Origin of the sequence: Streptomyces sp. NPDC017246 (assembly GCF_044331325.1) — a bacterium.
Taxonomy (GTDB): domain Bacteria; phylum Actinomycetota; class Actinomycetes; order Streptomycetales; family Streptomycetaceae; genus Streptomyces.
The window spans coordinates 462909-480023 of sequence record NZ_JBIRMW010000006.1 but is presented as its reverse complement, the minus strand read 5'-3'; the positions used below and the strand labels follow the sequence as shown (position 1 = coordinate 480023).

The following is a 17115-nucleotide window of genomic DNA, read 5'->3' as shown; positions in this document are numbered from 1 at the left end:
CGTGTGAGACAACGGAAGAGGGCGCCCACCGGGTGAATCGGTGGGCGCCCTCTTCCAAAGCGGTGCGGATCAGACCTGGCCGGCCTTCTCCAGGGCCTCGCAGCAGGTGTCCACCAGGAGGCGGGTCACCGTGTACGGGTCCACGTTCGCGTTCGGACGGCGGTCCTCGATGTAGCCCTTCTGGTCCTGCTCGACCTGCCACGGGATGCGGACCGAGGCGCCGCGGTCCGAGACGCCGTAGGAGTACTGGTCCCACGGGGCGGTCTCGTGCAGGCCCGTCAGGCGGTCGTCGATGCCGGCGCCGTAGTTCTTGACGTGGTCGAGCGGCTTCGAGCCCTGGCCCAGGGACTCGGCGGCTGTGATGATCGCGTCGTAGCCCTCGCGCATCGCCTTGGTGGAGAAGTTGGTGTGCGCGCCCGCGCCGTTCCAGTCGCCCTTCACCGGCTTCGGGTCCAGCGTCGCGGAGACGTTGAAGTCCTCGGCCGTGCGGTACAGCAGCCAGCGGGCGATCCACAGCTGGTCGGAGACCTCGAGGGGAGCCAGCGGGCCGACCTGGAACTCCCACTGGCCGGGCATGACCTCGGCGTTGATGCCGGAGATGCCGAGACCGGCCTTGAGGCAGTTCTCCAGGTGCGCCTCGACGATCGGGCGGCCGAAGATCTCGTCCGCGCCGACACCGCAGTAGTAACCGCCCTGGGCGGCCGGGAAGCCGTTGACCGGGAAGCCGAGCGGGCGGGTGCCCTCGAAGAAGGTGTACTCCTGCTCGATGCCGAAGATCGGCTCCTGCGAGGCGTACCGGGCCTGCACCTCGGCGAGCGCGGCGCGGGTGTTCGAGTCGTGCGGCGTCATGTCCGTGTTGAGGACCTCGCACAGCACCAGGATGTCGCTGCCGCCGCGGATCGGGTCCGGGCAGACGAAGACCGGCTTGAGGACGCGGTCCGAGGCGTGGCCCTTGGCCTGGTTCGTGCTGGATCCGTCGAAGCCCCAGATCGGCAGCTCCTCCAGAGCGGCGCCCTCGCCCGCGAGTATCTTCGTCTTCGAGCGAAGCTTCGCGGTCGGCTCGGTGCCGTCGATCCAGATGTACTCAGCCTTGAAGGTCACGGGCCTCATCCTTTGGGCGTGCTGCTGCGTGGGTCGCGGCGGCTCGCGGCGCTGCGAGAAGCTGCGGTGTCTGTGTCCGGTCGCAGCTTCGCAACACGGGATTTCCCGTCGGTTGCCCGAATGTGAACCCCGTGTTACTCAGCTTTCCTGTGTTTCCCGCAGTCGCTGTGCGACGGCGTGGGCGTTCAGGAGCGGGTCGAGCCCCGCGCCGCGGATACGCCGCACCAGCTCCGCGTACGAGGTGCCGAGGGCTTCCGCGGTCCGCCCCGGGTGCCAGTCGCAGTCGGCGAGCCGCCGCAGCAGGTGCCCCTTGCGGATCTGGTTCTCGGAGAGCCGGAACGTCTTCAGATAGACCGTCCGGCCCTTGTGGTCGGTGATCAGCTCGCCGATGTGCTGCTCCGTCCCGTCCCGCAGGAACGGCGGCAGGAACCGGTACAGGTCGAACGGCCCCGCCCGGTACACCCGCTCGAAGGCGTACGGGGTCTCCAGGAGGTCCCGCGCCATGAGCCCGTCGTGCGCCACGGCCCAGGCCCGCTCCTGCTCCCCGGCGGCCGCCCGCAGGTCCGCGAGGGTGCGGATGCCGCCGGCCCCGTCCCGGATCCCCGCCGTGAACTCGGGCACCGGGGCGCCGTAGTGGGCGTACTGGTGCACCAGCTCCCCGTACAGGTCCTCGATCAGGGTCGGATGCAGAAGCCGGTAGTCGTCCGGGTGGGGTACGACGAAGGCCGCGGCCAGCGCGTCGGCCACGTACAGGAGCAGCCCGCACTGGCCGGGGTGGACCTCGAAGATCCGCAGCCCCTCGGCGAGCCCGGGTACGGTCCACCCCGCGTACGCCGCCTCGGCGCGCGGCGAGAGGCCGTGCCGCAGCGCCTCGCGGGACCACTCGTCCCAGGCCGTCGACGGTCCGCCGAAGTGCAGCGAGAGGTACCCCTCGAGGGCGAGGTGCAGCGGCAGGAAGCGGAGCCGGCGCGCGGTGCGTCCTTCGTGGTCACGGCGCCGCTTGGCCATCTTGTGGATGCGGCGCACGGGCATGCAGGCCGTCGGCCCGTCGACGGCCCCGCCGCCGCGGCCGCTCGTGCCGTCGCCGCCGAGCCGGGTCCCGTACACGGCGGACTCCGCGCCCGGGCCCGTCCCCGATCCCGTCCAGTCGGCGACGAAGCCGTGCGGGATGTACGAGGTGTAGGCGGACCGGTCGGGCAGATCGACCGCGCCGAGACCGCCGTACCCCCCGTAGACCTCCCGGTGCAGGCGCAGCCCGGGCACCGGCTCGGCCCGGACGAGCGGTACGAGCCGTACGCCGCCCCACACCTGCGCCGGCCGGACGTCGAGCCCGGTCAGATCGATCCGGGTCATCCCCCGGTCCCCTCTCCCACAGACGTTCCCGACCCCTCCAGGAACAGCTCCACCCGCCGGTCCAGATAGGCCCGCAACTCCGCGAACCCCGTCCGCCCCTCGGCGAACTGCGCGATCTCCACGAGCGCCGCCAGATCCTCCGCGTCCCTGATCCCGGCGGCCGGCACGCTCGGGGCCAGCCGGCGCACGTCGAAACCCTCCGCGTCGTATACGGGGTTCAGGTGCACCACGCTCGTCCGCCGCTCCGGATCCAGCCGCGACCGCCACACCCGCAGCACCTCGCCCGCGAGCCCCGGCGGCGCGTTGTCCCAGCCGTCCGAGACGATCACCAGCCGGTCGGGTCCGGTCTCCAGCGCGTCCAGGATCCGCAGGCCCAACGGGGTCGGTCCGTACGGCCGGACGAGCAGCGGATCACTGCCGCCGGAGGTCCACAGCGGGGTGTACGCCCCCGGCGCCGCGAGGGCCTCCAGGAGGTAGTGGCAGCCGAGGGCGACGGCCAGCGGGCGGCGCCGCTTCACCGCCGAGCCCGAGGAGGAGAAGCTGTCGTCGAGCACGGCGGCGACCCGCCCCCAGCTCCCGGCGTACGGCCCCGCCGCGCGCCGGGCGGCCGCCCGCAGCGCGCCCGTCAGCTCGGCCCGTCGCTCCACCCGCTCGGTGAACGGCAGCGACAGGACGTACAGGGCGAGGCGGGTCAGCGGCATGACGGTCAGATCGGCGGCGCGCGCCGTCCTGAGCTGTTCGAGCCGGGTCATCCGGGGCGCGATCCGGTCCAGGAACACCGCGCGCGGGACCCCGTGCTTGGCGGCGAACCCCTCGGCGACCGTGAACGGCAGCTCGTACAGCGCGCCCTGCTCGTAGCGGGCCCGGCGGAACGAGTCGAGCGTCGGGTTCTCGTACCGGACCCGGCGGCCGGGCGTGAAGAGGAAGTCCCCGGTCTCGGGATCGGGCAGCCGCCCGTGGACGTGCCGGAGGGCGGCCTTCAGACCGGTCCGGTACTTCACCGCGTCGAGGGCGGGGTCGGGGCGTGCCGCGAGCCACGCGCGCACGATCGCGCGCGTACGCCGGTTGTTGACCCCGGCGGCGCGCAGCGCGCGGAACAGCCGGTAGACGCGCTGCGGCGGCAGGAGCGCGAGCCGGGCGGCGATCAGCCGCCCCTCGGCCCGCTTCTCCTCGGGGCCGCCGGCCTCGTCGGCGGTACGCAGCAGCTGCTCGACGATGAGGGCCGCGTTGTGGTGGTTGATGTCGAGCGCGAGGGCGGCGGCGTACACGGGCCGGTAGTTGACCCGTACGTACTCGTGGACGAACCGCAGCGAGAACCGCTGCGCGGCGGCCGAGGAACGGAACTCGCGCTGACCGGTGGCGGTCACGGCGGCGTTGACGAAGAGGAGCACGTCCTCGGCGGCGACGAGCTCGGACAAGGCTCTCCCCTTCTCGTGGGTGCCGGCCGGGGAATGAGGGCACGAACAGCGAAGACGTTGCTTCAGAGGCAGGTTCCGGAAGTCGCACCGAAGTCCCGCGGCCGGCCAGGGAACGCTAACACCGGACAGGGGGAGCACCGCGACTGGATTTCGCGGCAGCGGCAGCGGCAGCGGCAGGGACACGGGCAGGGGCACGGGCAGGCGCCGGGGCGGGTCAGGGGGGGGCCGGGGGTCCGCGGCCGGCTGTCACACCCACCCGGCAGACTGGGGTCATGGCGAAGCAGCTGGGCGCGAAGCCCCGTATCGGACTCCTCGGCACCGGCCCCTGGGCCGGCCGCACCCACGCGCCCGCGCTCGCCGGGCATCCGGGGGTCGAGCTCAGCGGGGTGTGGGGCCGCCGTCCCGAGGCCGCGGCCGCGCTCGCCGCCGCGTCGGGCACGCGCGCGTACGACGACGTGGACGCCCTCTTCGCGGCCAGCGACGCCGTCGCCCTCGCGCTCCCGCCGGACGTGCAGGCCCCGCTCGCGGTGCGGGCGGCGGAGGCCGGCTGCCATGTCCTCCTCGACAAGCCGGTGGCGACGACCGTCGCCGGGGCACGCGAGGTGGCCGAGGCGGTCGCGGCCGCCGGGGTCGCCTCGGTGGTGTTCTGCACCCTGCGGTTCGCGGAGCCGACGGCCCGCTGGATCGAGGAACAGCAGGCCGTCGGCGGCTGGTTCCTGGGCGAGGCGCACTGGCTGGGCTCGCTCTACGGGACCGGTTCGAGCAGCGAGTACGCGGCGTCCCCGTGGCGGCGGGAGAAGGGCGGGCTGTGGGACGTCGGCCCGCATGTCCTCTCCGTCTTCCTGCCGGTCCTCGGCGACGTCACCGCGATCACGGCGGCGCCGGGCCCGGACGACACCCATCACCTGGTGCTGCGCCACACCTCGGGCGCGAGCAGCACGGCCACGCTCACCCTCAGCGCGCCGCCGGAGGCGGCGGAGGCGGCCCTCACCCTGTACGGCACCGGGGGCCGGGCCGAGATGCCCCGCTGGGACGGGGCGGTGGGAGCGTTCGGCGCGGCCGTGGACGCCCTCGTCACGGCGGCCCGCACCGGCGCACCCGACGCCTGCGACGCCCGCTTCGGCCTCCGCCTCACCGAGATCCTGACGACGGCGGAGACGGCGGCTCAGGAGGCGCGGGAGACCCAGGAGGCGCGCGAGGCGTCGGGCAGCTGAAGCCCCTGCCCGGACGCGGGCGGTCCCGCCGGCACCGAGCCCCCTCGCAGCGGGACCCGCGCCGAGGCCTCAGGAGCCGAGCGCCTCGGAGAGCGCCCCGCACAACGCGTCCACCGCGGCCCCGTACAGCCGTTCCGGCGGTGTGGCGTAGCCGACGACCAGCCCGTCCGGGCGGTGGGTGTCGCCGGCCTCCGGGTGGCGGTAGGGCGCCAGGCCCTCGACCTCGACCCCGTGCCGGGCCGCCGCGGCGAGGGCGGCCCGCTCCGTACCCGGCGGCAGCTCCACCACGGCGTGCAGCCCGGCGGAGATCCCCGTCACCCGTACCGTCGGCACCCGTTCCGCCAGAGCCGCCGTCAGCCGGTCGCGCCGTCCGCGGTGCCGCTGGCGCATCCGCCGGACGTGCCGGTCGTACGCGCCGGAGACGATGAGGTCGGCGAGGGTGAGCTGGTCCGTCGCGGAGGCGTACGGCTCACGGCGGCCCTTCGCCGCGACCACCCCGTCCACGAGCGCCGACGGCAGGCACATCCAGCCGATCCGCAGGGTGGGGGAGAGGCTCTTGCTGACGGAGCCGAGGAGGACGGTCCGTTCGGGGTCGAGGCCCTGGACGGAGCCCACGGGCCGCCGGTCGTAGCGGAACTCCCCGTCGTAGTCGTCCTCGATCACCAGACCGCCGGATTCCCGCGCCCACTCCAGGACGCCGGTGCGGCGCTCGGGGTGCAGCGGCCCGCCGGTGGGGAACTGGTGGGCGGGGGTGAGCAGCACCGCGCCCGACCGGCGGGGGATGTCCGCGACGCGCGCCCCGTCCCCGTCGACGGTCACCGGCACCGTGGTGACGCCGGCCTCGGCGAGGAGGCCGCGGTGGAAGGGCAGTCCGTAGGACTCGACGGCCCAGGGGGCGGCGGTGCCGAGGACGGGCGCGAGCAGCCGGAGCGCGTGCGCGGCGCCCGAGCAGACGACGATCCGGTCGGGGGTGGTCCGCACGCCCCGCACGCGCGCGAGGTACTCGGTGAGCGCCCGGCGCAGTTCGATCCGGCCGTGCGGGTCGCCGATCCCGAAGGCCTCGTGCGGCGCGTCCGTGAGCGCCCGCCGGGCCGCCGCCAGCCAGGCGGCGCGGGGGAAGGCGGCGGGGTCGGGCTTGCCCTGGACGAGGTCGTACGGGAGCGGCGGCGGCGCGGCCGGGTGGACGGGCCGGGGCGCGGGCGCGGCGACGCGGTCGGCGACGCGGGTCCCGGAGCCCTGGCGGGAGGTGAGCCAGCCCTCGGCGACGAGTTCGGCGTAGGCGTCGGCGACGGTGTTGCGGGCGATCCCGAGGTCGGTGGCGAGCGAGCGGTAGGGCGGCAGCCGGGTTCCGGGAGCGAGCCGGCCGCCGCGTACGGCCTCGCGGAGCGCCGCGATGAGCACGGCCCGCCGTCCGCCGGCGGCACTCAGCTCCAGATGCAGATCGACCCCGAGCCCCGAGGGCCCGGACCCGCCGTCCGGCTCACTCACGCGGCCCCCTCGCCGTCTCCGTCGTCACCGGTCCCCCCCGTCGCGCGAGAAGCGGGCTCAACGCGACAGCGCGTCCCGTACGGCCTCCTCGGACCGGCCGACGACGGCCGTGCCGTCCTCGGCGGTGATGATCGGCCGCTGGATGAGCTCGGGGTGCCCGGCGAGCGCCTCGACCCACCGGTCGCGGTTCTCGGCGTCCCGGGGCCACTCCTTCACCCCGAGCTCCTTGGCGACGGCTTCCCCCGTCCGCGTGATGTCCCAGGGTTCGAGCCCGAGCCGCTTCAGCACCTGCCGGATCTCGTCGGGGGAGGGCACGTCCTCCAGGTAGCGCCGCACGGTGTAGTCGGCGCCTTCGGCGTCGAGGAGGGTGAGGGCGCTGCGGCACTTGGAACAGGCGGGATTGATCCAGATCTCCATGCCCCCACGGTACCCCCCAGAGCTCCCTCCACCACCCCCCAAACCCCCTCTGGCCAGGGGCGATTGTCAGTGGGGGCCACTAAAATAAGGGGTGAAGGCGAGGGCCCCGGGGAGGGCCCCGCCCCCGTCGTTCGCCAGGAGGTAGCCCATGGCTCTCGCCGTGATCCGGACACCGTCCCTCGAACCGTGGAAGCCGCTCCGGAGGAAGCCGCTCCCCGCGGGCCGCCCCCGGGAGTGGTACGTGACGCACAACCGCCGTCTGAAGGCCATGCGCCTCGCGATCGCCCTCCTCGACGCCGGTGTCTACGTCCCGTCGAAGGCCACGAACGCGACGATACGCACCACGGCCCAGCACATCGGCATCCACCCGCCGTCGGACACCACCTGCCGCATGGTCCGCACCTTCATCCGCTACGGCCGCTGAGCGGAGGGACCGCAAGGGCAGGCGGGCACGCGAGGAGAACGGCGAAGGCCGCCGCTCCCGGAAGTCCGGGGGCGGCGGCCCTCACTGCTGTACTGCTGGGGCGTCCGGCTTAGAGGTCGAAGTAGAGCTCGAACTCGTGCGGGTGCGGGCGCAGCTGGATCGGGGCGATCTCGTTCGTGCGCTTGTAGTCGATCCAGGTCTCGATCAGGTCGGAGGTGAAGACGCCGCCGGCCTGGAGGTACTCGTTGTCCTCCTCCAGGGCGGTGAGGACGGCCTCCAGGTTGGTCGGGACCTGGGGGACGTTGGCGTGCTCCTCGGGAGCCAGCTCGTACAGGTCCTTGTCGATCGGCTCCATGGGCTCGATCTTGTTCTTGACGCCGTCGAGGCCCGCGAGGAGCAGCGCCGAGAAGGCGAGGTACGGGTTCGAGGACGGGTCCGGCGCGCGGAACTCGACGCGCTTGGCCTTCGGGTTCGAGCCCGTGATCGGGATGCGCATGGCGGCGGAGCGGTTGCGCTGCGAGTACACCATGTTGACCGGGGCCTCGAAGCCCGGGACCAGGCGGTGGTACGAGTTCACCGTCGGGTTGGTGAAGGCGAGCAGCGACGGGGCGTGCTTGAGGATGCCGCCGATGTAGTAGCGGGCGGTGTCCGAGAGGCCCGCGTAGCCGGTCTCGTCGTAGAACAGCGGGTCGCCGTTGGCCCACAGCGACTGGTGGACGTGCATGCCCGAGCCGTTGTCGCCGAAGATCGGCTTCGGCATGAAGGTCGCGGTCTTGCCGTTGCGCCAGGCGACGTTCTTCACGATGTACTTGAAGAGCATCAGGTCGTCGGCCGCGGCGAGCAGCGTGTTGAACTTGTAGTTGATCTCGGCCTGGCCGGCGGTGCCGACCTCGTGGTGCTGGCGCTCGACCTGCAGGCCGACGTTCTCCAGCTCCAGGGAGATCTCGGAGCGCAGGTCGGCGAAGTGGTCGACCGGCGGGGCCGGGAAGTAGCCGCCCTTGTAGCGGACCTTGTAGCCGCGGTTGTTCTCCTCCGCACCGGTGTTCCAGGCGCCGGCCTCGGAGTCGATGTGGTAGAAGCCCTGGTTCGCGGAGGTCTCGAAGCGCACCGAGTCGAACACGTAGAACTCGGCCTCGGGGCCGAAGTACGCGGTGTCGGCGATGCCGGTGGACGTGAGGTACGCCTCGGCCTTCTTCGCGATGTTCCGCGGGTCACGGCTGTACTGCTCGCCCGTGATCGGGTCGTGGATGAAGAAGTTGATGTTCAGCGTCTTGTCGCGGCGGAAGGGGTCCACGCGGGCCGTCGACAGGTCGGCGCGGAGCGCCATGTCGGACTCGTGGATCGCCTGGAAGCCGCGGATCGACGAGCCGTCGAAGGCGAGCTCCTCCGACGGGTCGAACGCCGTCGCCGGGATCGTGAAGTGCTGCATCACGCCCGGAAGGTCGCAGAAACGGACGTCGACCATCTTGACGTCGTTGTCCTTGATGTACTTCTTGACCTCGTCGGCGTTCTGGAACCCGTGCGTCTCGGACATCCCACTCCTCCTACTCCCGGCCCGGGGAGGGGCGGGGTTTGCAGCTGGTTCGTGCAGCCAGTGCGGTGGCACACGCTGGACCCGACCATAGGCAGACGGGATTTCTCAAGCATGACCCAATTGTTTCGTCGAAGTTAACCGGGGTGGGTGCCGCTCCGCCCGCCGACACACGTCGCGTGCCCGTTCGGTCCGACTTCGCCGACCCGGGCCGAAGTGATCAAAAACGGGCGCAGTACCGTGGTCGGGTGGACAACAGGCAAGCACTCGGATCTTGGCTCTCCGGCCCGCGCGCGGCGGCCGAGGACGCAGGCGTCGACTTCGGATACCGCGGTCAGCAGCTGGGGCTGCCGGAGGAGGGCCCCGGTTCGATCGCCCGCCCCGGTCGCCGCCTCGGCGCCCTCGCCGTCGACTGGGCCGTCTGCACGTTGATCGCATACGGCCTGATCACCGACGGCTACAACCAGGCGACCGGCAACTGGGCCCTCGGCATCCTCCTCGTCCTGAGCGTGCTGACCGTCGGCACCATCGGCTCGACGCCCGGCAAGCGGCTTTTCGGCCTCCAGGTCGTCTCCGCGCGCGGCGGCCGGCTCGGAGTGCCGCGGGTGGCGCTCCGCTCCCTGCTCGTCTGCCTGGCGATCCCGGCGCTCATCTGGGACCGCGACGGCCGCGGCCTCCACGACCGTCTCTCCGGTGCCGTCCAGGTCCGCATCTGACTCCTGCGGCACGGAGAAGGCCCCGGACCGTTGTCACGGTCCGGGGCCTTCCCGTTGTTCTTGTCGGGCGCGTCAGCGCGTCTTTCCGCCCCGCGGCATCCGCATGCCCTTCGGCATCGGACCCTTCGGCAGCGGCATGTTGCTCATCAGGTCACCCATCGCCCGCAGCCGGTCGTTGGCCACCGTCACCTGCGGGCCAGTGAGCACCCGAGGCAGCTTGAGCATGGTCGTACGGACCTTCTTGAGCGGCACCAGGCCCTCGCCGTCGCCGACGATGATGTCGGTGACCGGCACGTCCACCACGACGCGGTTCATGCGCTTCTTCTCGGCCGCGAGCAGCGGCTTCACCCGGTTCGGGTTGCCCTCCGCCACCAGCACGATGCCGGCCCGGCCGACCGCGCGGTGCACGACGTCCTGGCTGCGGTTCATCGCGACCGCGGGGGTCGTCGTCCAGCCTCGTCCGACGTTCTGGAGCACTGCCGCGGCAGCGCCCGGCTGGCCCTCCATCTGTCCGAAGGCCGCGCGCTCGGCACGCCGCCCGAACACGATGGCCGCCGCCAGGAGTCCCAGGACGAAGCCCAGGATGCCCAGGTAGACCGGGTGACCGATCAGGAAGCCGATCGCGAGGAGGACACCGAGTACGACGATGCCCACGCCTGCGACGACAAGTCCGACCTTAGGGTCAGCCTTTCGGGTCATCTTGTACGTGAGGGCGATCTGCTTCAGTCGCCCCTGGTTCGCAGCGTCAGCGCTGCCCGTGTTTGCCTTCCTCGCCATGTCCTGAAGTTTACGTGGCCCGGGAAGTCCGGCCCGACGCGACCTCCATCACGTGCTGGGCCTCGACCCTGTCCTTGGCGCGGCGGCGGTCCTCCAGGACGGAGTTCCAGGCGTTGCGCCGGGCGGTGCGCTGCCCGGCGCCGAGGAGCAGTGACTCCACGGCCTTCAGGGCGTCGGTGACGGACGGGATCGCGGTGACGCGGACGTGCGTCGATGCGGCCGGCATGTCGGGGTCCTCCCTCGATTGCGGGTGAGACGAGGCGGGGGGAGCGAGCGGTGGTGGCGGTGAGTGAAACCAGGCTCACAGACTGGTGTTACCAGCGCGTGACCCGGTGGTCAAACACTGATGAAACGTTGATGCGGCCATGCGGAGGAGTGCGGGAACGCCGACGCGGCCCGTACATCCCCGCTGAGCTGCGGGGGCGTACGGGCCGCGTCGGATCCGGCCACTACCGGCCGGTAACTACTTGTGCTCGGATTCACACAGCCTGAGTGGCGTTGTCGACCGCGCCGCGCTTCTCGATCGCCTGCTGGAACAGACGCCCCGCGCGGTACGAGGAACGGACCAGCGGGCCGGACATGACACCGGAGAAGCCGATCTCGTCGGCCTCGTCCTTCAGCTCCACGAACTCCTGCGGCTTCACCCAGCGCTCCACGGGGTGGTGCCGGACGGAGGGGCGCAGGTACTGCGTGATCGTGATCAGCTCGCAACCCGCGTCGTGCAGCTGCCGGAGCGCCTCGCTGACCTCTTCACGGGTCTCGCCCATGCCGAGGATCAGGTTCGACTTCGTGACCAGACCGTAGTCACGGGCCTTCGTGATGACGTCAAGGGAACGCTCGTAACGGAAGCCCGGACGGATCCGCTTGAAGATCCGCGGCACCGTCTCGACGTTGTGCGCGAAGACCTCGGGGCGGGAGGCGAAGACCTCCGCCAGGAGCTCCGGCACCGCGTTGAAGTCGGGCGCGAGCAGCTCGACCTTGGTGCGGCCCTCGGCGCGCTCCGCCGTCTGCTGGTGGATCTGGCGCACGGTCTCCGCGTACAGCCAGGCGCCGCCGTCCTCCAGGTCGTCCCGCGCGACGCCGGTGATGGTGGCGTAGTTCAGGTCCATCGTGACGACGGACTCGCCCACCCGGCGGGGCTCGTCGCGGTCCAGCGCCTCGGGCTTGCCCGTGTCGATCTGGCAGAAGTCACAGCGCCGGGTGCACTGGTCACCGCCGATGAGGAAGGTCGCCTCGCGGTCCTCCCAGCACTCGAAGATGTTGGGACAGCCCGCCTCCTGGCAGACCGTGTGCAGGCCCTCGCTCTTCACGAGACTCTGCATCTTCGTGTACTCGGGCCCCATCTTCGCCCGGGTCTTGATCCACTCGGGCTTGCGCTCGATGGGGGTCTGGGCGTTCCGGACCTCCAGGCGCAGCATCTTGCGTCCGTCGGGTGCGACTGCGGACACATCGGCTCCTGTAGCTTCGATTCTTCGGCGCACACCAGGGTACGCCGTTGCTTCCCATGCCTTACTACCTATGGCCAACCTCTGGCCAGCGCCCCGCATTCCTGAGGGCACTCCTCAGGCCGAGGCCGTCTCCACCGGGCGCTCGATCTCCCGGGGCTTCAGCTCCGCCTGTTCCAGGACCGCCCGCAGGTGCTTCTCCACCACCGGCAGCACCTCCTCGATCGTGACATCGCGGCCCAGCTCGTTGGCGAGCGAGGTGACGCCCGCGTCGCGGATGCCGCACGGGATGATCCGGTCGAACCACGCGTTGTCCGGGTTCACGTTGAGGGCGAAGCCGTGCATGGTGACGCCCTTGGCGACCCGGATGCCGATCGCGGCGAGCTTGCGGTCCTCGCGGCGCTGGCCGGCGTTGGACGGGGCGTACTCGGGGCCGTTCATGCGCGGGTCGAACTCCTCGTCCGTCAGCCGCGGGTCGAAGTCCAGCGACAGTCCGCCGAGCGACGGCCGCCGCTCCACCGGATCACCGAGGACCCAGACACCGCTGCGGCCCTCGACCCGGCTCGTCTCCACGCCGAACTCGGCGGCGGTGAGGATCAGCGCCTCCTCCAGGCGGCGGACGTGCGCGACGACGTCCACCGGGCGGGGCAGCTTCATGATCGGGTAGCCGACCAGCTGGCCGGGACCGTGCCAGGTGATCTTGCCGCCGCGGTCGACGTCCACCACCGGAGTCCCGTCGAGCGGGCGCTCGCTCTCCGCCGTCCGCCGGCCGGCCGTGTAGACCGGCGGGTGTTCGAGGAGCAGACAGGTGTCGTCGATCTCGTCGGCGAACCGCGCGGCGTGCACCTCGCGCTGCTTGTCCCAGGCCACCTGGTAGTCGACGGCTTCCTCGCCGAAACCAAGGCGGACGAATCGCAGCTCACTCACGGCCATGCCTCCTCCTGGATGCCGGGGGCCGGGTACCGGGGATCATCCCGGGCCGGATCGGCACCATGCGTCATTCGCGCCCATGCCACTGTACGGCGGTACCGGAGACACCCCTCCGGCAGGTGGACGGGGGGTGCCTACGTCAGCGATGCCGTCAATCCTCACACGATCGGATGAATGTGGGGCGAAGGTGGCGGTACAGGCCGTTCGGACCGCTAAATTCGCGCCGTTCCATGAGGGTCCGACGGGACTGCCGCCCGGACCCGGAAGGCAGGAGACCGCACAGCTGATGACGGAACGACCACCGCAGCGCATCCCGAACCGCCAGCTCGCCGCGCTCATCGCCGAAGCGGGGTTCTCCCATGCGGGCCTGGCGAGACGCGTCGACCAGCTCGGTCTGGAACACGGTCTCGATCTGCGGTACGACAAGACCTCCGTGACCCGCTGGCTCCGCGGCCAGCAGCCGCGCGGCACCACACCCGCCCTCATCGCCGAGGTCTTCACCCGTCGCCTGGGACGCCGCCTCTCCGCCCAGGACCTCGGCCTCGACGCCTGCGCGCCCGTCTACGCCGGCCTGGAGTTCGCCGCGACCCCGGAAGAGGCCGTCGACATCGTCAGCGGACTCTGGCGCAAGGACTCCGGCAGCCACGCCGAACTCCGCAAGATCGCCTTCACACCGGCGGGCCTGGTCGTCCCCAGCCGCGACTGGCTGATCGGGCGCGCCGACGACCGGGTGGCGCGCGGGGACCTGCCCACCGGCCCCCGCTCCCCGTCCTCCGTCGCCGCCGCCGAGGCCCGCCTCCCGTACGACCCGCGCCTCGCGCACGACCCCCGCGTGCCGCCCCAGGGCCGCTTCTCCGTCCCCCGGCAGCGCGGCACGGACAGAGGACCCGGCCAACGGGTCTCCAGCGGGGACATCGCCGCCCTCCGCTCGGTCGGCGAACTCTTCCGCACCCTCGACCACGCCTACGGCGGCGGCCACGCCCGCCAGGCCCTCGTCCGCTACCTCGAACACGAGGCCGAACCCATGCTGCGCGGGACGTACGGCGAGTCCGTCGGCCGCCGCCTCTTCGCCGCGGCCGCCGACCTCACCCGGCTCGCCGGCTGGACCTCGTACGACATCGCCGCCCACGGACTCGCCCAGCGCTACTTCGTCCAGGCACTGCGCCTCGCCCAGGCCGCCGGGGACCGGGCCTACGGCTCGTACGTGCTCCTCACCATGAGCTGCCAGGCCGTCTACCTCAGCCACGGGCGCGAAGCCGTCCAGCTCGCCCGGGTCGCCCAGCAGGGCGTCGGGCCCGCCGCCCCGCCCGTCGTCCAGGCGATGCTGCACGCCGTCGAGGCACGCGGACACGCGGTCCTCGGCGAGGCACGGGCCTGCAGCGCCTCCCTCGTCCGCGCCGAACGGGCCCTAGAAGCGGCCCGGCCAGGCGACGAGGTGCCCTACTGGGCCCGGATGTTCGACGAGGCCCAGCTCGCCGACGAACTCGGCCACTGCCACCGCGACCTCCAGCAGTACCGCCCCGCCGCCCAGCACGCCGAACGCGCCCTCCAGCTCCGCGCCCCCGGCTTCGCCCGCAGCCGCCTCTTCTGCCGGGTGGTCCTCGCCACCTCGCGGCTCGCCCTCGGCGAACTCGACCAGGCCTGCGCGCTCGGCGCCGAGGCCGCGCAGCAGGCCTCGGAGATGCGGTCGGCGCGGGCGGTGGAGTACGTACGCGACTTCGAACGACGCCTGGAGCCGTACCGCGACGCGGCGGCGGCCCGCACGTACCGCGACCGCGTGGCCGCGATCGGCTGACCACCAGGCCCTCGCGCCCCGTGCGGGCGGGGGCCTGGTGGTCTGCGCCCTCACTCCGCCCCCGGTCGGCCCGAACCCCGCCCCCGCGGCCCGCACGGCCCCGCCGCCGCACGGTCGCTCGCGCGCGCCGCCCGGGCCCGCCCCGCCGTGTGGCCACGCGCACGCCGCGCCGGCTCACCCCCGTGCGGTCACGCGCGCGCGTGGCCGCACGGCCCACTGCCGTGCGGCCATGCCCGCCCACCGCCGTGCGGACCCGCTCGCGCGCCGCGCCCGGCCCACCGCCCGTGTGGGCCCACGCATGCGCCCCCGCCCGCCGCCGTGTGGGCCTGCCCGCGGGCTCGCGCCCCGGCCCACTGCCGTGTGGGCGCGCGCACACGCGGCCCCGCCCGGCTCACCGCCGTGTGCGCACGCGCACGCCGCCCCCGCCCGCCGCCGTGTGGGCCTGCCCGCGGGCTCGCGCCCCGGCCCGCTGCCGTGTGGGCGCGCACACGCGGCGCCCCGCCCGCGCCGCCTGGCCTTTGCCGCAGCCCGCGCCCGCTGCCCTCGCCCACCCCCGTGTGGGCAATCGTCCCGCTGGGGCGGGACGGGTGGGCACACGGGACGGCGCCCTTGGCGGCGCGTCCGCCCCCTGCGCCTGAACCCGCACCAACAGCGCGACGCACATCCGGTGCGGGTCAGGGCGCGGAAGCCTGGGCCCGGCAAGGGGCGACGTTCCGTTGTGCCCACCCGTTCCGCCCTGGGGGTCCCCCCGGACGGAGTCTGGGGGAGGAACAGTTGCCCACAACGGGGTGGGCAGCGCCCACAACGGCGTGGCGACGACGCCCGTTGTGACGTCCCATTCCGGGTTGGGGAACGGGAGGTCACACGGGGGGCGCGACGTCCGCAGCGCGGGGTCGGTAGGGGCCGCCCCCCCCGGAACCGTTGCCCGCAGCGAGGGCGGCGTGCCGTGTTACGCCGCCTCCCTCGCCGGTGGTTGCGACGGGGTGGGGACGCCCAGGTCCGTCAGGAGTGCGCGGGCCGCCCGGTGGCCCGAGGCGAGGGCGCCCTGGGTGGTGCTCGTGGCCCGGTGGTCGCCGCAGACGTACAGGCCCGACAGCAGCCGGACCGAGCGGCGCGCGTCGTGCGGGGGCGCCATCGCCGGGACCGCGTCGGGCGTGTGGTGCAGGGCGAGCAGCTCCCACTCGTCGGTCGACGTGCCGTACAGCGTGGCGAGGTGCTTGCGGACCCGCCGTTCCGTGTCGTCCGGCGGTGTGCCGAGCACCGTCGAGGTGATCAGGGCCCGCCCCTCCGGCGCCCGGCTCGGATCGACCGCGCTCATCACGGCCGTGTGGGAGACGGGCCCGCCCGGGTCGGACTCCAGGAGCAGGCTCGGGTCCCCGGTCGGTGCCACGGGCGCCGTGTGGTGGAGCACCGTCACGGGGTGGAAGGCCGGCGTCCGCAGGCCCGGCAGCAGTTCGGCGGCCGTCCGCGCCCCCGTGGCGAGCAGTACGGACCGGCACCGGAACACCCCGTGCTCGGCCGTCGTGACCCGGGACACGGACGCCTCCGTGACCCGGATTCCGGTACGGACGGTGCCGGGCGGCAGCGCGGCCGCCAGCCGCTCCGGGAGCGCCGCCGAACCGCCCTCGGGTACGGCCAGCCGGCCCCGGGCGAAGGCGCGCAGCGCGAGGTCCGCGTGGCGGCTCGACATGCCGAGGTCCGGGTCGCCGAGAAGCGCGGCGAGCAGTGGCCGCAGCACCCCTTGCACGGTCCGGGCGGGCAGCCGGGCGGTGAGGGCCTCGCGCGCGGTCCGTTCGGGGCGGGCGAGGAGCCGCTGTGTCGGGGTCGCGGCGAGCCGCACGAGCGAGGCACCGAGCCGGGCCTGGTCGAGCGAGGCGGCCGGATGGCGGGGGGCGCTCGCGAGGGCGCGCGCCACACTGAACGCTCCCCCCACGCTTCGGTGCCCCGCACCCCGCTGCCCCCCGGGCGTCCGGCGCGGGTGCGGGGCGCCCCACCGCGCGTACCGGCCGTCGCTGTGGACGAGCACCCCCGGAGTGAAGGGGCGCAGTACGAGGCCGTCGAGCCCCGGGACGGCCCTGAGCTCCTCGTACGACTGGGTGAGCAGTGGCCCGACCCGGTCGAGCAGAAAGCCGTCGACGGTCTCGGTCGCCATCCGGCCCCCGATGCGGGGTTCCGCCTCGAGAACGGCGACGGAGAGTCCCGCGCCGGTCAGCCGGTGGGCGGCGGCGAGTCCGGCGACTCCGGCTCCCACGATGACGACGTCGACGGCCTCCACGACGTCCGTACGCTGTGCGGTCCTTGCGCTGTCTGCGCTGTTGAGCACGTGCCCCTCCCCAGGTCGGCGCGGCCGGTGGGAGGCCTATGCCCCCAACGGGCCTCCGGAATGCCCGAGTTCGCCGTTCGTGTCGAGCCTAGGCAGCGCTCCCACGGGTGCCAGCCGCGCGCACCGGGGGTGCGTGCGGCACGGGGGAGCGCAGGGGAGGGGCGAGGGAGGGGCCGGGGGAGC

General features: G+C 73.2%; 15 protein-coding genes. 4 read left to right on the top strand and 11 right to left on the bottom strand.

Annotated features, from left to right (window positions below):
* Positions 1-69: 69 nt before the first annotated feature.
* From glnII to ACH4MY_RS17435, 3 genes are all read right to left on the bottom strand, one after another.
* Positions 70-1101 carry a glutamine synthetase gene (glnII, locus tag ACH4MY_RS17445; RefSeq protein WP_398003801.1) on the bottom strand — a complete coding sequence of 344 codons (1032 nt, stop codon included), beginning with the start codon at positions 1099-1101 and terminating at the stop codon, positions 70-72.
* 138 nt (positions 1102-1239) lie between these two features.
* Positions 1240-2454 carry an ARPP-2 domain-containing protein gene (locus ACH4MY_RS17440; RefSeq protein ID WP_398003798.1) on the bottom strand — a complete coding sequence of 405 codons (1215 nt, stop codon included), beginning with the start codon at positions 2452-2454 and terminating at the stop codon, positions 1240-1242.
* Positions 2451-3872 (bottom strand): hypothetical protein, encoded by a 1422-nt coding sequence (locus tag ACH4MY_RS17435; RefSeq protein WP_398003796.1) that lies wholly within the window; start codon positions 3870-3872, stop codon positions 2451-2453. Before ACH4MY_RS17435 ends, ACH4MY_RS17440 begins: the two co-directional genes overlap by 4 nt.
* Before the next feature lie 272 nt (positions 3873-4144).
* Between ACH4MY_RS17435 and ACH4MY_RS17430 the strand changes: the two genes are divergently transcribed.
* Positions 4145-5086 carry a Gfo/Idh/MocA family protein gene (locus tag ACH4MY_RS17430; protein ID WP_398003793.1) on the top strand — a complete coding sequence of 314 codons (942 nt, stop codon included), beginning with the start codon at positions 4145-4147 and terminating at the stop codon, positions 5084-5086.
* 69 nt (positions 5087-5155) lie between these two features.
* Here ACH4MY_RS17430 and ACH4MY_RS17425 read toward each other — a convergent pair whose 3' ends face one another.
* Positions 5156-6574: a PLP-dependent aminotransferase family protein gene (locus ACH4MY_RS17425; RefSeq protein WP_398003790.1), complete on the bottom strand. Its 1419-nt coding sequence runs from the start codon at positions 6572-6574 to the stop codon at positions 5156-5158.
* 57 nt (positions 6575-6631) lie between these two features.
* Positions 6632-6991, bottom strand: coding sequence for an ArsC/Spx/MgsR family protein (locus tag ACH4MY_RS17420; protein ID WP_398003787.1), 360 nt, complete (start codon positions 6989-6991; stop codon positions 6632-6634).
* 148 nt (positions 6992-7139) lie between these two features.
* On the opposite strand from ACH4MY_RS17420, the gene ACH4MY_RS17415 reads away from it, so the two are divergent.
* Complete coding sequence (locus ACH4MY_RS17415) at positions 7140-7415, top strand: hypothetical protein (protein ID WP_398003784.1); 276 nt, start codon at positions 7140-7142, stop codon at positions 7413-7415.
* 109 nt (positions 7416-7524) lie between these two features.
* Here the strand turns inward: ACH4MY_RS17415 and glnA are convergent, their stop codons facing one another.
* Positions 7525-8949 (bottom strand): type I glutamate--ammonia ligase, encoded by a 1425-nt coding sequence (glnA, locus tag ACH4MY_RS17410; RefSeq protein ID WP_398003782.1) that lies wholly within the window; start codon positions 8947-8949, stop codon positions 7525-7527.
* Positions 8950-9194: 245 nt separating this feature from the next.
* Between glnA and ACH4MY_RS17405 the strand changes: the two genes are divergently transcribed.
* Complete coding sequence (locus ACH4MY_RS17405) at positions 9195-9662, top strand: RDD family protein (protein ID WP_398003779.1); 468 nt, start codon at positions 9195-9197, stop codon at positions 9660-9662.
* 72 nt (positions 9663-9734) lie between these two features.
* Here the strand turns inward: ACH4MY_RS17405 and ACH4MY_RS17400 are convergent, their stop codons facing one another.
* The 4 genes from ACH4MY_RS17400 to lipB form a co-directional block, all read right to left on the bottom strand.
* A complete protein-coding gene (locus ACH4MY_RS17400) occupies positions 9735-10439 on the bottom strand; it encodes a DUF4191 domain-containing protein (protein ID WP_398003776.1) in 705 nt (234 codons plus the stop codon).
* 10 nt (positions 10440-10449) lie between these two features.
* Positions 10450-10665, bottom strand: coding sequence for a hypothetical protein (locus ACH4MY_RS17395; RefSeq protein WP_148004411.1), 216 nt, complete (start codon positions 10663-10665; stop codon positions 10450-10452).
* 253 nt (positions 10666-10918) lie between these two features.
* Positions 10919-11887, bottom strand: a complete 969-nt coding sequence (gene lipA / locus ACH4MY_RS17390; protein WP_398003773.1) for a lipoyl synthase — start codon at positions 11885-11887, stop codon at positions 10919-10921.
* A gap of 114 nt (positions 11888-12001) precedes the next feature.
* Positions 12002-12811: a lipoyl(octanoyl) transferase LipB gene (lipB, locus tag ACH4MY_RS17385; protein WP_398003770.1), complete on the bottom strand. Its 810-nt coding sequence runs from the start codon at positions 12809-12811 to the stop codon at positions 12002-12004.
* Between the two features lie 289 nt (positions 12812-13100).
* On the opposite strand from lipB, the gene ACH4MY_RS17380 reads away from it, so the two are divergent.
* The gene (locus tag ACH4MY_RS17380; protein ID WP_398003768.1) at positions 13101-14609 is read left to right on the top strand and encodes a regulator; all 1509 of its coding nucleotides are present in this window, start codon (positions 13101-13103) and stop codon (positions 14607-14609) included.
* A gap of 949 nt (positions 14610-15558) precedes the next feature.
* Here the strand turns inward: ACH4MY_RS17380 and ACH4MY_RS17375 are convergent.
* Positions 15559-16932 (bottom strand): NAD(P)/FAD-dependent oxidoreductase, encoded by a 1374-nt coding sequence (locus ACH4MY_RS17375; RefSeq protein ID WP_398003765.1) that lies wholly within the window; start codon positions 16930-16932, stop codon positions 15559-15561.
* Positions 16933-17115 lie beyond the last annotated feature (183 nt).

What these genes read in the sequence shown, in the direction of transcription:
- ACH4MY_RS17440 (WP_398003798.1), bottom strand. Translation starts at nt 2,454, where the DNA reads ATGACCCGGATCGATCTGACCGGGCTCGACGTCCGGCCGGCGCAGGTG.
- ACH4MY_RS17430 (WP_398003793.1), top strand. Translation starts at nt 4,145, where the DNA reads ATGGCGAAGCAGCTGGGCGCGAAGCCCCGTATCGGACTCCTCGGCACC.
- ACH4MY_RS17420 (WP_398003787.1), bottom strand. Translation starts at nt 6,991, where the DNA reads ATGGAGATCTGGATCAATCCCGCCTGTTCCAAGTGCCGCAGCGCCCTC.
- ACH4MY_RS17415 (WP_398003784.1), top strand. Translation starts at nt 7,140, where the DNA reads ATGGCTCTCGCCGTGATCCGGACACCGTCCCTCGAACCGTGGAAGCCG.
- glnA (WP_398003782.1), bottom strand. Translation starts at nt 8,949, where the DNA reads ATGTCCGAGACGCACGGGTTCCAGAACGCCGACGAGGTCAAGAAGTAC.
- ACH4MY_RS17400 (WP_398003776.1), bottom strand. Translation starts at nt 10,439, where the DNA reads ATGGCGAGGAAGGCAAACACGGGCAGCGCTGACGCTGCGAACCAGGGG.
- ACH4MY_RS17395 (WP_148004411.1), bottom strand. Translation starts at nt 10,665, where the DNA reads ATGCCGGCCGCATCGACGCACGTCCGCGTCACCGCGATCCCGTCCGTC.
- ACH4MY_RS17380 (WP_398003768.1), top strand. Translation starts at nt 13,101, where the DNA reads ATGACGGAACGACCACCGCAGCGCATCCCGAACCGCCAGCTCGCCGCG.